We start from the raw sequence: 14,522 nt of genomic DNA, 5'->3' as shown, positions 1-14,522 counted from the left end.
GTTAGCAATAAAAAACAAAAAAGCGAGCTTGTTTATGAGCTCGCTTTAAATACTTTTTAGGAGAGTATTTAATTTGGTTTTTAAATTTCAGCTAAAGCAGTTGTTTGTGCTTTAGCTTGAGAAGGTGAAAGTACCGCTGGCTTATGTGAGCGATTACGAACAGGGCGCTGCGTTTGTGTTGCTGCAGGCTTACCAAGTTTAAACATAATTGCATCGCGTACTTCAGAAGGACGGTAGCCCGATTTAACTTTCATACGAATATGTGGAATACCCGCAGACTCTAATGCACCGTTTACAAACCAGTCGCGTTGAGCTTTGTGGCCATCTTTATTGGCATTGTTAACTAGGTCAACAGCCGCAACAATAGTAAGTTTTTCTTTGTCGATTAATACAAAGTCGAGTTGCTTATTTTTAGCTTTAGCTAAAGCTGCACGTTTAGATTTAACTGAAAGACCTTGCTTACAGTCAATAACGTCAATTAACTTAACGCGACTAACAACTTTATATTGATCGCCAACAGCACGCTCGAGAAGATTTAAAAAAGCGCCTTCAACCTGAGTGAAAACAGTTTGCTTGCGGGTAAAAGGATACGGGTTTCCGCCATCGTCATTAAATTTTGACGCAACAACAGAGGCCCCGACAACTAACACTAAGATTAATAATAAAGCGAATTCCATACGGTAACTCCATAACAACAAATTGACACTGCTCAAATAAAGCAATTTACGTGCCTAAAAAGTATGGGTTATAAAATAAATACCGTTTGTTTTAAAAGTAAAACTACGCAGCAATTAAGCTTTGTAGCCACTTTCAATGCCTTTAACCGCAATAGCTACAGCATCGTGTGCATGTAGTGATTCATAATGGTTTATTTGCAGCCAGTAGTCGCTGTAATTACCATCCTCCAGCAATGCTTTTATTTTACGTGCGGCATCTTCACAAAACATAAGGTTTTGGCCATTTAAACGGGCAAATTCTTGCTCGTCTTCGCGTTTTACTGCCGCTTGTACAGGCGTTTTAAGTTCAGCTTCAAGGGTATTAATTAGCGTCACAACGTCAAACTCTTGAATATTGCTATCAAGCTTTACTTTTACGTTTGCAATAGAGCGCTGCGAGTGAGGTGTCGCTACAATACCTTGTGTAGTGCCTAGCCACTCGTGGACATCTTTTTGGCTTAAGGTTTCTTGGTTAAACTTTTCGTTAAACGCGTTTTGTATAAGCTGTCGCGCAAGTGCCGCAGAGCAAGGGCATGTTGAAGAATAGGTAACATCTACGGTTAGCTCGTAGCTAATAATGTTATTTTCAATTGTACTGGTAAGTACAACTGGGTAGCTTTTCCAGCCCGCTTTACCACTTAATAGTGATTTACGGCGGAGCGGTAATTCAAATTTAAATTCAATTTGTGCTTTATCGCTTAGCCCTTCGTGGCTAGTTATAAAGGTATCGAGTGCTTGCGCTATTGTTTGCGGATTAACTTGCTGCTCAGTTGAAAGCAGGTCAAGTGCCAAAAATAGGCGTGACATATGAATGCCTTTGGCATCTTCTTTATGCAAATTAACAAATGCACGGGCTTTAGCGTTTACCGTTACCGGTGATAAGTCTCGCGATTCAAAAATAAATGGCAGTTCGATTTCGCCCATGCCAACCCAGTCTAATTTACCTGTTTGTAAAGCGGGTGCTGTGTCTGCTATATCTGGCATATTGGTTTGCATGTGCGCTACTCGTATTTGGAGATAATAAAGCGGGGCATTTTACACTAAATAATTTATTGCTGAAATGATGAGTTGAGGAGAGAAGCAAAATCAAACATGAAATTTTTGTTTTTATCGCACAACATGGGTAGTGGCAGGATAAAAATGCTAAAATCTGAAAAAATGGTATGTTTGCGCATACGCATTGCCTTCTTTATATATAAGTACACAGCTAAGAGATAAAATTACGTATGACCGATTATTCTTTGAGCCCTTGGGCTCGGGTACTTTCCAGCTTAATAACGCGATTTGGTGAATTTAAAACAGCAGCTATTTGTTACACTTTATTTTTAACTGTATCTCTTATTTTATCGAGCATGTTTTATTATGTTGCGATAGGCGAATTGAACCTTGTTGATATTTTGGCTGTGGTGTTTTTTACTGCTGTAGTTTCTCCTTTAATTATAAGTGTATTACTTAATTCAATTCGTCAATTAGATGCCTCGTATGCTTATTTAGATAGTGCAACCAAACAAGAAAAGCTATTAAACCAAACCTTAAAAGACAACATTAGCCGTTTAAATATTGAAATTGATGAGCGTAAAATGGCGTTTCATGCCAAGCACCGCGCTATCGAAGAGTTGCGCCGAGAAATTGCTGAGCGTAAAAAAACTCAACAAGAACTTGCTCAACAAAGCATGTTGCAACGCTCAATAGTTGATTCATCTCCCGATTTATTTTATTACCGCGATAACAACGGTGTATTTGCAGGCTGTAATAAAATGTTTGAAGAAGTAATGGGTAAATCAAGCAGCGAACTCATTGGTAAAACGGTTGAGCAAATATTTCCGAGTCATTTTTTAGCTGAAGTTTTGGCAACCGACAAAGAGGTAGAGCAGAGCCATAAAGCACTAACTATAGATGTAGGCTATGAAGTGGACGGTGAAACACGTTGGTTTGAGCTGCGTAAATTACCTTTTATAAATGATGACGGTGACTACATTGGTTTATTGGGTTTTGGTCGTGATATCACTAGCCGTAAAGAAGCAGCTCAAGCACTTGAAACTGCCTATAAAGACAAAGGTAAGTTTATTGCTACGCTGAGCCATGAACTACGTACACCATTGAATGGTATTGTTGGTTTAACGCGTATGTTATTAGATACAGAGCTTAATAAGCAACAGCGTAGTTGGGGCAATACTATTTTTTCGAGTGCTGAAACACTCGGTAATATTTTTAACGATATTATAGACTTAGATAAAATAGATAGAGATCAGCTCGATATAGCAACCAACTCTATAAATGTGTCAGACTTTATAAACGATGTAGTTAACTTTGCGGGTTTAATAGCAGAGCAGAAAGAACTTGAATTTGATATTAAGCGCAATGGCATGCTGGATATTTATGCGCAGCTCGATCCAACTCGTCTACGCCAAGTTGTTTGGAACTTAATTAACAACGCAGTTAAGTTTACTCAACAAGGAAAAGTAACACTCGAATGTAGCCGAGAAAATCGTGTAGAAGGCCCATGGTTAGTTATTAAGGTATCGGATACTGGTCAAGGTATTCCACCCGAGCAGCTTGCCCATATATTTGATATGTATTACAAAGCACCGGATTTAAAAGGGACTAACGCGATAGGCTCAGGTATTGGTTTAGCTGTAACCAAGGCACTTGTAAGTGCAATGAAAGGGATAATCACAGTCAATAGTACTGAAGGTGAAGGAAGTTGTTTTACAGTGCAAATACCGCTTAGTTTATGTATTGCACCTACAGAGCAAAGTTATGTTGGCCGAGGCTTGTATATTTTACTAGTGGAAGATGTGCCTCTTAACGCCGAAATTGCTACAAACTTATTAGAGCAACGCGGCCATGAAGTTTTATGGGCTGAAACCGGTGAGGATGCACTTTCGTTTGTTGAAACCGAAGATGATCTCGACTTAGTTCTACTTGATATGCAGTTACCAGATATAAACGGTGACGTGGTTGCTAAGCAAATACGTTCAGATAGCCATTTTGATAAATTACCAATAGTTGCTTTAACAGCTAATGTACGTAGTGCTGAAAAAGAGCTTGAGGGTATATCAATACAAGGTGCGTTGGCTAAACCAATTAACACAGTTAAGCTTGATAAAATGCTGGCTGACTTATTTGGCATTAAGCAAAGTGAATGCTCAGAACCACAACTTAAAGTGAGTGAAGAAGCACTTGAAGGTATTGATGCACACCTATTAGATATTGAAACAATAGAAGACTTTGTAAATTCAATGGGTTTGGTCGTATTTAGGCGCAGTAGTCAGTTATTCGAAAAGCTAAGTCCACAATATCAGCAAGAATTACTTACTTCATTAACTGCCGGTGATAGAGAAGAATATGAATCAGTGGCACATAAACTTAAAGGTGCGGCTGGCTCAGTAGGTCTTAATGATGTGCAGCTTCATGCCAAAGTAATGGAGCATGGTGCAATAGATGAATCTGATGAAGTATTAAAGAAGTGGTTAGATGTTCTAGCAGATAAAATAAATGAAGGACAAAAAGCCCTTCATTTATTTTTACAGCAATTAGAGTGAAACTAATTAGCTCTCATTAAGCGTCAATTTTACCAATGAAACGGTAACCTTCACCATGGATGGTGCTGATTAACTCTGACGTTGAGTTATCACTTTCAAAATGCTTACGAATTCGACGAATAGTAACATCAACAGTACGGTCATTTGCACGAAGCTCACGTCCTGTCATGTGTTTAATTAATTGCTCACGGCTAAAGATACGACCTGGAGAATCAAGCATTAAACGAAGTGCTCTGTACTCACCTTTTGGTAAACGCTTAGCGTCGCCATTTGGAGAAGTAAGACAACGGCTATTTTCATCAAGTTCCCAGCCGTTAAATGTAATAACACCATTTGTTTCTAGTGCTGACTCTTCACCGCCTAAAGCAGTACGAGTAATAAGGTTGCGAGCTCTAATAGTTAATTCACGTGGGTTGAATGGCTTAGTAACGTAGTCATCTGCGCCAATTTCAAGACCTAAAATACGGTCAACATCATTGTCACGACCTGTTAGGAATATAAGGCCCACTTTACGCTTTTGGCGTAATTCACGGGCTAAAATAAGACCGTTTTTACCAGGAAGGTTGATATCCATAACTACAAGATTAACGTCATCGTTATTTGTAAGCTTGTCATGCATATCATCGCCATCAATGGCTTCAATAACTTTGTACCCTTCAGCTTCAAATAAACTAACTAGGTTCAGTCGAGTTACGTCTTCATCTTCTACGATTAGAATGACTGGCGTTTGCATTATTAATTAACCTTTTGGAATATTTTATTTATAAAAAACCGGTGACGAATTTATAACCGATTACTAGAGATTATAGGATTATACCCATTTGTTAACAAGGAAAAAACAAATTGGATAAAAATAAAACAGTAGGGTGTCCAAAGTCTACTAAAAAGGGCAGTGCAAAAACTACTGTTTAATTGATATATACGTGGATGTAGCTATTTGAATCATAAAGTCGAAGCCATTTTCCTTTAATAATTGATACATCATTCAATCAAACAAGGTACTTAAAATAATCAGACTAATTCAAAGCAAAACTATATCACTTTCTAACCTTTCATCAATGTATGTGATACAGCAAAGATAAAAAAGTTCATAAATCGCTTAGTAATATTTATTTAATGTAATTAAATAGTATTACACGCTTATCACATGCCTCATTAATGAGGTCATTAAATGCGAATTCAAGGATAAATTTTAAATATATGTACTTTTTAGTGATCTTTATTTAAGGAATAGTAATTATAAAGCGAGCACCGTGTTTTTCTTCAAGATCAAACATAACTCTTCCGCCGAGAGCCTGTGTTACTAAGTTGTATACTAAGTGCATCCCTAGGCCGCTTGCGCCTTGTCCTCGCTTGGAAGTTACAAAAGGGTCAAAAATTCTATTTTTAATATTTTTATCAACGCCTTGACCATTGTCAGAATAAACGATTGTTAATTTTTTCCCTACCAGTTCTACATCAAAGCGAATTTCATTATTTTCTTTACCTATAAATCCATGAATTACAGAGTTCATAAGTAACTGCTGAAACACCTGCTGTAGAGGTTCGGACTTACTATGAATGGCCAAATCGATCGGGCAGTTAATGATAACGACAGGCTTTTTAGGCAGTAACTCAGATTGTATTGATATTAAAACATCGCTAATTAATTTATGCACATTAATGTAGGTATTAACACCGTCGTCTTGAATAACGGCCACTTTTTTAAAATTAGAAATAAGGTCAGCGGCACGATTTAAGTTACGATAAATTAAGTCTAAGTTTTCAATACCTTCATCTATAAATCGTTTTAAGTGGTTAGAGGTTAGTTTTTTATCATTAAAGCTTTGTTGTATATCTGCTAGCTTATCTCGTAGTAATGTAGAACCTGTAATACCAAGCCCTATTGGTGTATTCACTTCATGGGCAACACCTGCCACCATTTGCCCTAAAGACGCCATTTTTTCGTTTTCAACAATTTGTGTTTGATACTGGTGCATTCGCTCAAGGGTTGATAATAGCTCTTGATTTGCCTCTCTGAGAGCAATAGTTCGTTGACTTACTTTTTCTTCAAGACTTTGGTTGAGCTGTTTTATTTCTTGTTTATCTTTTTCGTGGCGCTCAAGCTGCTTTTTGGTACGTGCAAGCATGATATTTAAACTATTTGAAAGGGCGGTTATTTCTTTTACATCGGTTCCCGGCGCGCGTGCATCATAGTTATGATTTTTAGATACATCCTGCAATAGCATGCTTAGCTGTTCTATTGGCTTAGCTATACGTCTTTGAACTTTTATAGCAATAAAGTAAACAACTACCAAAATTAATAGCGTTAATAGGACATCTATTAATATTTTCCTTTCAATATAAGTTTCTAAACTTTCCAGACTTCCTCGCATGTATACATAACCAACCAACTGTTCGTTATCGTAAATAGGGCGGGTTAGTTCAATATTATCGCTCGTAATTCGTGGTGTTTTTAGTTCATCAACACTGTCTATTCTTAGCGGTACTGGAGGCGTTTTTTTTGCATTGAAACTAATAAAAAAAACAGGTTTTTTTGATGCTTTTTCTATTGAATAAATATGTATGTTTTTGACAAGAGGGATGTTTTCAAATGACTTGAGGCGCTTTTCTTCTGTTTTTCTATCATCTTCAGCTACTGATTTACCAGCATCAAAAGCTACAATTTCAGAAAGTATGACGAGTTTATTAATGATTAATTGCTTTTGCTCTTTTACGCTTAAATACGTAGAAATCGAAATAGATAGCGACAAGCAAATAGCTGTAATAAGCATAATTAAGTTAATGAGCGCTTTACGAATGCTACTTTGATGAACTTTTTTAGGCATTATTTCATTATCGCCTGAGTTAATTTTAATTATTTAGAATTTTAGTTTAGCAAAGACAGGAGAAAATGAAGGAAAAAAGCTAAATTAATTCTTATATTTATACGAAGGTTAGCTTGAGTACAGTTGGACTCAAGCGTTTTAAAAAATAATATTAGCTGCTATATACGGCAAATTTGTTATTTTTAAATACAGTTTGGTAGCTTTCAAATTGCGTTTCTAAAATAGGCGGGTACTTTAGAAAGCTGTTAGCTACAATATTCAGCTTTCCTGCTTTAGTTAAATGCTGTTTTGCATTTGCTAAAAATGTCTCTGCTACTGTGTAGTCGGTTGCAATACCCGTATGAAAAGGTGGATTGCTAATAATTAAATCAAACTTACCGGTAATGCTTTTAAGGCCGTCACTTAATATCGCTTCGCCTTTGATGCTGTTAAGCTTTAGGGTTTGCTGTGTTGCGTAAGTTGCCAGTGCACTTACATCACTACACACAAACTCAAGTGCTGGGTTATGCAGCCCTAAAAAGGTTGCTATTAAACCTGCGCCACAACCAAAGTCGAGAACCCTACCTTGCTTAATTGTCGGTGCGTTTTCGAGTAGAACTTTCGTTCCCATATCTAAACTACCGTGATTAAACACCCCAGGGACACTAATAGCTGTAAACTCGGTGTCAGCAACATTAACAACAAACTTTTTATGGTAGGTCGTAATATCAAAATTAGGGTGCTGGGTAATCTCAGCAAATGAGTAAAGAACGCAGTGCTTAGCCGAATCTATTTTGTTACTAAACTCTGCTTTGCCAGCTAATTGCTTTTCAATTGATTTAACACCACTTTTATTTTCACCTACCACTAATAGCTCGGCATCATCAGTAATAGCAGCTCGAATATTATCAAGCGCCATTAATAACTCTGGTTTTGATTTAGGATAGTAAAGAATAACTAAATCATAGCCGTTACCAGGTATTGTGTGATTTACGTGGATTTCAACGTCTTTGCTGTTTTTAGCAAACTCACCGTTAGCATGGTTGTAGCTAAATGCAGTTACCTTGCTTTGCGGGTTAAGCTTTTTAAGCTCTGTTAAAAAGCCATCTTGAACAAAGTTGACCACCAAGATAGATTTGCCCGTTAATGCCTCGCTATTACGAAGTAACAGTAAGCTTGGGTTGGTTAGTACGCTCATAAATGGCTTTGCCTTACAGTATGTTTAGTTTTATCAAAAATAAAAGTGAGTGCTTAAAGTTACAAATTACTCAGTACGTTCAAACATTAAATCCCACACGCCATGACCTAGGCGATGTCCGCGCTGCTCAAACTTAGTAAGCGGGCGCAAATCTGGACGTGGAACATAATCGTTAGTTTCTGATTGGTTTTTAAAACCAGGCGCTACATTCATTACTTCAAGCATATGCTCTGCATAGTTTTCCCAATCTGTTGCCATATGAAAAACGCCACCCATTTTAAGTTGGGCTCTTAGTTTTTCAACAAACTCAGTTTGTACAATACGGCGTTTGTGATGGCGCTTTTTATGCCAAGGATCAGGGAAAAACAATTGTAGAGTTGTTAAGCTTTCATTAGGTATACAATCTGCAAGTACTTCAACTGCATCGTGTTCAAAAATACGTAAGTTAGTAATGCAAGCTTCATCGGCATCCATTAAACAAGCACCAACGCCTGGGCGGTGTACTTCAATACCAATAAAGTTTAGGTGAGGGGCATTTGTTGCCATTTCGACAAGCGATTTACCCATACCAAAACCAATTTCTACTACTACATCGTTGTTATTGCCAAAAACTTCGCTTAAATCAAGCATACCGTTTTTATGCTCTAGGCCCATTGTTGGCCAGCATTTTTCGATTGCAGCGGCTTGGCCTTTGGTTAATCGACCTTCGCGTTTTACAAAACTGCGAATGGTGCGGATGTATTTACCTTCTTGCTTAGCTTGCTCAAGGTTAGTGTTGCTTGATTCACTCATATTATTGGCCTGACAAAAACAATGTGTTTAAAAATGGTTGCATATTATCCCTGACCGAGCCCGCAATCACAAGTATTAGCTGGTTTTACACGCCCTATAGCTTGATCTTTTTATTAACTACAATAGACTGAGCCGCCATTGAGCATCAGTAAAAGTACAATATGTTGGATTTAAATAAAGAACAGTCTAATTCGTTTTCTAATCAAGTTGTTGATTGGTATCACCTTCATGGGCGTAAAACACTTCCATGGCAGTTGGGTAAAACACCTTATAAAGTGTGGGTGTCTGAGGTGATGCTCCAGCAAACTCAAGTTATTACTGTTATCCCATATTTTGAAAAATTTATGCAAAGCTTTCCAGATATTATTGCTTTAGCTGATGCTGATGAAGATTTAGTACTGCATCACTGGACCGGCTTAGGGTATTACGCTCGTGCGCGTAACTTACATAAAACAGCTAAAATAGTACGTGACAAGTACCAAGGCGAATTTCCGCAAACGCTTGATGAAGTAATGGATTTACCGGGAATAGGGCGCTCTACTGCTGGGGCTGTTTTATCATTGTCGCTTGGGCAGCATCATCCAATTTTAGATGGGAATGTTAAGCGAGTCTTAGCGCGCTACTTTATGATAGAAGGTTGGTACGGTGTTAAAAAAGTCGAAAACCAGCTTTGGCATTTATCAGAGCAATTAACACCTAAAAATAATGTCACCGAATTTAATCAAGCTATGATGGATTTAGGAGCGAGTGTTTGCTCACGCAGTCGCTTTGATTGCGAGGCTTGCCCATTAAATTCAGGTTGTGGTGCCTTTAATGCAGGTAAAGTAAAAGAGTTTCCACATTCTAAACCTAAAAAAGCAGTGCCAAAGAAGAGTTGTCATCAGTTAATTGTTCAGTGCGGCGATAAAGTGCTTATGGAAAAACGCCCTAACAGCGGTATTTGGGGAGGACTGTTTGGCTTTTTTGAATTTAATAAGTACGAGGAGCTTCAAACGTTTTTAGCTCAGCAAGGATTAGAAGCCGACTTAGTAGAGCTTGAAGCATTTATTCATGTGTTTTCACATTTTGAGCTGAAGATTAATCCGCATGTACTCAATGTTAAGAAAATTCCTGATGTAGTAAATGACAAACAATTAGTGTGGTATCCGCTTGATCAATCAATAGAGGTTGGCCTAGCAGCGCCAACTAAAAAGTTGGTTAAACAAATTACAGCAATAGTATAGAATAGTCCCATATTTAGCGTTAGAGAGAATCAATCATGGCACGTACAGTATTTTGTCAAAAGTTACAAAAAGAAGCCGAAGGGCTTGGCTTTCAGTTATACCCTGGTGAAATTGGTGAAAAGATTTTTAATAACATCTCTAAAGAAGCGTGGAGTCAGTGGCAGCATAAGCAAACAATGCTTATTAACGAAAAGCATTTAAATATGATGGACCCAGAGCACCGCACATTTTTAGAAGAGCAAATGGTTGGCTTTTTGTTTGAAAATAAAGATGTGGAAATTGAAGGTTATCGACCGCCTGAAAAATAATATTTTAAACATAAAAAAAGGGCTAAATAGCCCTTTTTTTATGTGCGATTATTTAATCACTTAACTCATCTTCTTGCTCAGAAATTTTAATTTGTTCTTTTAAAAATTGAGCTGCCTTAGAGTATTCAATTTCTAACTTATCTCTTAAGTCTATTAATTCATCGGTAGTGAGTTCACCTTTTTTACATTTATCTTCAAATGCACTTGAAAGTTCTGCCACCGTTTGGGCACCAATTGTTTTGGATATCGATTTTAATTGATGACACCCTTCAATAATCTCATCTAAATCGTTAACCATAACGCCTGAATTAATCCCCTTAATTAGCCCTTGGCTTTGTTCTAAATACATTTTGAAAAAGCGTAACTGTTTAGCTTCGTCACCATTTACATATTTAGCAACTGCTTCCATATCAATAGGTAGCGCCATGGTTTGATGGATAACTACATTTGGGTTTTGGCTTTGCTTATCGCTCCAGCGTTTTAAAGTGTCCTCTAACGCGTTTAGCTCTATAGGTTTGGTAATGAAGTCGTTTATACCTACGGCTAAACAACGCTCTTTTTCGCCTTTAAGTGCGTTTGCTGTTACAGCAATAATGTAAGGCTGCGCATCAATTGATTCTAATAACTCTGCTTCGTTACGGATTTTTTCGACCATATCGTAACCCGACATTTTAGGCATGTGTAAGTCGGTTAAAATAAGTGAGTAATCACCTTTTCTCCACATATCTAAGCCTTCTTCACCGTTGTTTGCTATCTCAACGCCAAAACCTAGTATGTGTAATTGATCGGTTAGCACTTGTTGGTTTAGAAGGTTATCTTCAACAAGTAAAACCAATTTGTTTGATTGACGAGCCTGCTCAACATTTAAATAATTATTAAGTGTTTTGGTTTTTTTAATTTGTTTAGGTGTATGCAAACCTGCAGCTACTAAAATAGACAGCATAAAGTTAGACTTACATAGAGGAGAGGCATTAATATAAAAAATATTATTATGATTTATAGCCGCTTCATCAAGCTTGCTTAGTACAACAACTTGTTGGTTATAATCCTCTAATGAATAAAATAAGCGTCTTAGCAGCGCGTTTGTTTTATCCATATTGTCTATGCCATCAGCCACCCAAATAATATCTTGCGAATGTTGATGCTCTTCAATTTCTTCTTCTGTGTGTGCATAAACTATTTTAGCGCCCATAAACGATAAATAACGGTACATTGTTTTTTCACGTTCTAGGTGATTACTAACTACAACAATTTGCTTGCCATTTAATGCACCTTTGTGTGCGTACTTAATTCTACCCGATGTGCTAAACGGCAGTTCAACAGTAAACTCACTGCCAATTCCTGTATGGCTAGTTACATGAATAGTCCCTAGCATAAGCTCAGTTAAGCTTTTACAAATAGAAAGACCTAAACCTGTCCCTCCATATTCTCGGGTAATCGAACTTTCGGCTTGAATAAACGGATTAAATATTTCGCGTAGTTGTGCCTGCGACATGCCTTTACCGTTATCAGTTACGCAAAAGCGTAAGGTAAAGTGATCAGTTGTGTTATGCACCACCTCTACTGATATTTTTACATGACCTTGGGTTTTTTCATCAGTGCTCGTAAATTTAATTGCGTTGCTGCACAGGTTATAAAGAACCTGACGTACACGTACGCTATCACCGGTAAGATTTATAGGAATATCTGGTGCTATTGCTAGCTCTAAATCAAGCTCACGTTTTTTAGCAACAGATGAGAGCACACGAGCAACTTCTTCTATGGTATCGGTTACTGAAAAGGGGATAGGGTCAATATTTAGCTTTCCAGCCTCAATTTTAGAGAAATCTAAAATATCATCCAAAATACTCAATAACGAGAACGCTGATTCACGAATAATCGTACTTAAGCGATGCTGAGCGCCATCAAGTTCGGTTTGGCGAAGTAAATCAATAGTACCTATAACACCATTCATTGGCGTTCTAATCTCATGACTCATGGTTGCTAAAAACGTTGTTTTAGTCTCGCTTGCTCGCTCTGCTTTTAGTGTTGCTTGCTCAAGCGCTAAAGTACGATTTTGTACTTCGGCCTCTAGACCATTTTGTAATTTATAAAGCTCTTTTTGGGCTGCGTCATTCTCGCTCATTGCAGTTTGTACTTTTTGTAGCAATAAGTTGATGTTTTTTGCTACTACACCTAAACCAATATCAAGTTGTTCATCAACATTACTATTGTAATTAGCATCTTCAGTGATTGTCTGTAACTCTTGAGTAAGAGTGTCAGTACTTTTACGCAAGCGCGTATTAATGTACATATTGAACATTAAAGTAAGTATGAATAATGTAGCAACACTTGCTATCGCAATAATATAAGCAATGACTTGAGAATCTTGAGCGCTCAAAGGAGTGGGTGGTAGGTTTTGCTTAATAATAAGCTCACCAATGGGTTGATCGTTTAACAATAGTAAGTGGTGAAGAATGCCTTGCTCTACTAAATGCTTTTCTGCTTCAATAGAGGCTATAGCAGGCTTACTGCTGCTATACACCAACTGAGTGGCAGATGCTGGATTGAAACGATATAAAGTATATTCAAAGTTATCATCTAATAAAGCCGTTAAATCAAGTAACTGTTTTACTTTACCTTGACCATACATAGTTAATGCATCGACCATTGGTAAGTCTAATCTATCGGCAAGCGTTACGATATTAACAGATGATGCTGGTTGGGCTGTCTTAACTTCAGTTTGTGTATAAAATGAGTGGGCAACAATAGCGAGCGCTGTTACAGCAATATTAATGATTAAAAAAAGTGGCAGTAAGCCTTTTACTGGCGATGAGAATTTACTCTGCATTGATTGTTTCCAATTGATGTGTTTTTACTACGATAAGTCCCTATCGTACGTACCTAAGTTAATCGTAACATTTACAAAAAATAATTCACTACGGTTTTAGTCTGATTTAGTTATATTTATTTATAGTTATAGTCCGATTTGTGGTAAAAATGAACGTTATTAATAAAAAATGTGCTGAGTTGTCTGAAAACCGTTCAAACAGTTATAAAGAATAAAAAAAAAGTTGACTTGTAAGGGCAAAACTCGTTTAATACGCCGCACGCCCAGATAGCTCAGTCGGTAGAGATGAGTGGGAATTGCATTAAAAATCCTTTAGATTTTTAATTAGCACTGTTTAAGTGCCTCGATAGCTCAGTTGGTAGAGCAGAGGATTGAAAATCCTCGTGTCCCTGGTTCGATTCCGGGTCGAGGCACCATTGATTAAAGTAGTGGTGTTTAATCAACAATTTAAACATTATTACGCGTGCCTTAGCACACAGTTTTGTGTGCCGACTTAGCTCAGCTGGTAGAGCAACTGACTTGTAATCAGTAGGTCAACCGTTCGACTCGGTTAGTCGGCACCATTTATTAAGTTAAAGGTTAATTTTATTAATTAGCACAGTTTATGTGCCTCGATAGCTCAGTCGGTAGAGCAGAGGATTGAAAATCCTCGTGTCCGTGGTTCGATTCCGCGTCGAGGCACCATTTACTTTAAGTTCTCAATCTTTAAAATTGAACGTGCTTTAGCACACAGTTTTGTGTGCCGACTTAGCTCAGCTGGTAGAGCAACTGACTTGTAATCAGTAGGTCAACCGTTCGACTCGGTTAGTCGGCACCATTTATTTAAGTTAATTGTAAAGTATCACAATTAATTAGCACAGTTTATGTGCCTCGATAGCTCAGTCGGTAGAGCAGAGGATTGAAAATCCTCGTGTCCGTGGTTCGATTCCGCGTCGAGGCACCATTTATTGAAAAGCCTTGCTTATGCAAGGTTTTTTTATTTTAAGTGCTTTATAAAAGTTCTCAATCTTTAAAATTGAACGTGCATTAGCACACAGTTTTGTGTGCCGACTTAGCTCAGCTGGTAGAGCAACTGACTTGTAATCAGTAGGTCAACCGTTCGA

10 protein-coding genes and 5 tRNA genes are annotated in these 14,522 nt (G+C 37.6%); 8 read left to right on the top strand and 7 right to left on the bottom strand.

Features of this window, described 5'->3' with window-relative positions; genetic code table 11:
* Window positions 1–80: 80 nt before the first annotated feature.
* Window positions 81–677 carry a DUF2726 domain-containing protein gene (locus I6E80_RS19675; protein ID WP_024600757.1) on the bottom strand — a complete coding sequence of 199 codons (597 nt, stop codon included), beginning with the start codon at window positions 675–677 and terminating at the stop codon, window positions 81–83.
* A 114-nt stretch (window positions 678–791) separates the two neighbouring features.
* Window positions 792–1,712, bottom strand: a complete 921-nt coding sequence (gene folE2, locus I6E80_RS19670; RefSeq protein WP_076925249.1) for a GTP cyclohydrolase FolE2 — start codon at window positions 1,710–1,712, stop codon at window positions 792–794.
* Window positions 1,713–1,942: 230 nt separating this feature from the next.
* On the opposite strand from folE2, the gene arcB reads away from it, so the two are divergent.
* Entirely contained in the window at window positions 1,943–4,261 is a 2,319-nt protein-coding gene (gene arcB, locus I6E80_RS19665; RefSeq protein ID WP_024600755.1) for an aerobic respiration two-component sensor histidine kinase ArcB, read from the top strand.
* A gap of 16 nt (window positions 4,262–4,277) precedes the next feature.
* Here the strand turns inward: arcB and arcA are convergent, their stop codons facing one another.
* From arcA to trmB, 4 genes are all read right to left on the bottom strand, one after another.
* On the bottom strand, window positions 4,278–4,994 hold the full coding sequence (gene arcA / locus I6E80_RS19660) for a two-component system response regulator ArcA (protein WP_002962549.1): 717 nt from the start codon (window positions 4,992–4,994) through the stop codon (window positions 4,278–4,280).
* Between the two features lie 490 nt (window positions 4,995–5,484).
* Window positions 5,485–7,089: a sensor histidine kinase gene (locus tag I6E80_RS19655; RefSeq protein ID WP_024600754.1), complete on the bottom strand. Its 1,605-nt coding sequence runs from the start codon at window positions 7,087–7,089 to the stop codon at window positions 5,485–5,487.
* A 151-nt stretch (window positions 7,090–7,240) separates the two neighbouring features.
* Window positions 7,241–8,266 (bottom strand): methyltransferase, encoded by a 1,026-nt coding sequence (locus I6E80_RS19650; protein ID WP_170072955.1) that lies wholly within the window; start codon window positions 8,264–8,266, stop codon window positions 7,241–7,243.
* 66 nt (window positions 8,267–8,332) lie between these two features.
* Window positions 8,333–9,058: a tRNA (guanosine(46)-N7)-methyltransferase TrmB gene (gene trmB, locus I6E80_RS19645; protein ID WP_197186273.1), complete on the bottom strand. Its 726-nt coding sequence runs from the start codon at window positions 9,056–9,058 to the stop codon at window positions 8,333–8,335.
* Between the two features lie 161 nt (window positions 9,059–9,219).
* Here trmB and mutY point away from each other — a divergent pair, with 161 nt between their 5' ends.
* Both mutY and I6E80_RS19635 read left to right on the top strand, forming a co-directional pair.
* Window positions 9,220–10,281, top strand: coding sequence for an A/G-specific adenine glycosylase (gene mutY / locus I6E80_RS19640; RefSeq protein ID WP_197186272.1), 1,062 nt, complete (start codon window positions 9,220–9,222; stop codon window positions 10,279–10,281).
* Window positions 10,282–10,316: 35 nt separating this feature from the next.
* The gene (locus tag I6E80_RS19635; protein WP_197186271.1) at window positions 10,317–10,589 is read left to right on the top strand and encodes an oxidative damage protection protein; all 273 of its coding nucleotides are present in this window, start codon (window positions 10,317–10,319) and stop codon (window positions 10,587–10,589) included.
* A 52-nt stretch (window positions 10,590–10,641) separates the two neighbouring features.
* Here the strand turns inward: I6E80_RS19635 and I6E80_RS19630 are convergent, their stop codons facing one another.
* Window positions 10,642–13,419, bottom strand: coding sequence for an ATP-binding protein (locus I6E80_RS19630; RefSeq protein ID WP_197186270.1), 2,778 nt, complete (start codon window positions 13,417–13,419; stop codon window positions 10,642–10,644).
* Between the two features lie 340 nt (window positions 13,420–13,759).
* Here I6E80_RS19630 and I6E80_RS19625 point away from each other — a divergent pair.
* The 5 genes from I6E80_RS19625 (at window position 13,760) to I6E80_RS19605 (ending at window position 14,362) form a co-directional block, all read left to right on the top strand.
* Window positions 13,760–13,835, top strand: a tRNA-Phe gene (locus I6E80_RS19625).
* A 71-nt stretch (window positions 13,836–13,906) separates the two neighbouring features.
* Window positions 13,907–13,982 (top strand) — tRNA-Thr (locus tag I6E80_RS19620).
* Window positions 13,983–14,027: 45 nt separating this feature from the next.
* Window positions 14,028–14,103: transfer RNA gene (locus tag I6E80_RS19615), tRNA-Phe, on the top strand.
* A 57-nt stretch (window positions 14,104–14,160) separates the two neighbouring features.
* Window positions 14,161–14,236: transfer RNA gene (locus tag I6E80_RS19610), tRNA-Thr, on the top strand.
* Between the two features lie 50 nt (window positions 14,237–14,286).
* A tRNA-Phe gene (locus I6E80_RS19605) sits at window positions 14,287–14,362 on the top strand.
* Window positions 14,363–14,522 lie beyond the last annotated feature (160 nt).

The sequence above is a fragment of the Pseudoalteromonas sp. NSLLW218 genome (assembly GCF_015864775.1).
Lineage (GTDB): Bacteria > Pseudomonadota > Gammaproteobacteria > Enterobacterales > Alteromonadaceae > Pseudoalteromonas.
Note: the sequence above shows the minus strand (reverse complement) of the source record. Positions and strands in the feature narration are given on the sequence as shown.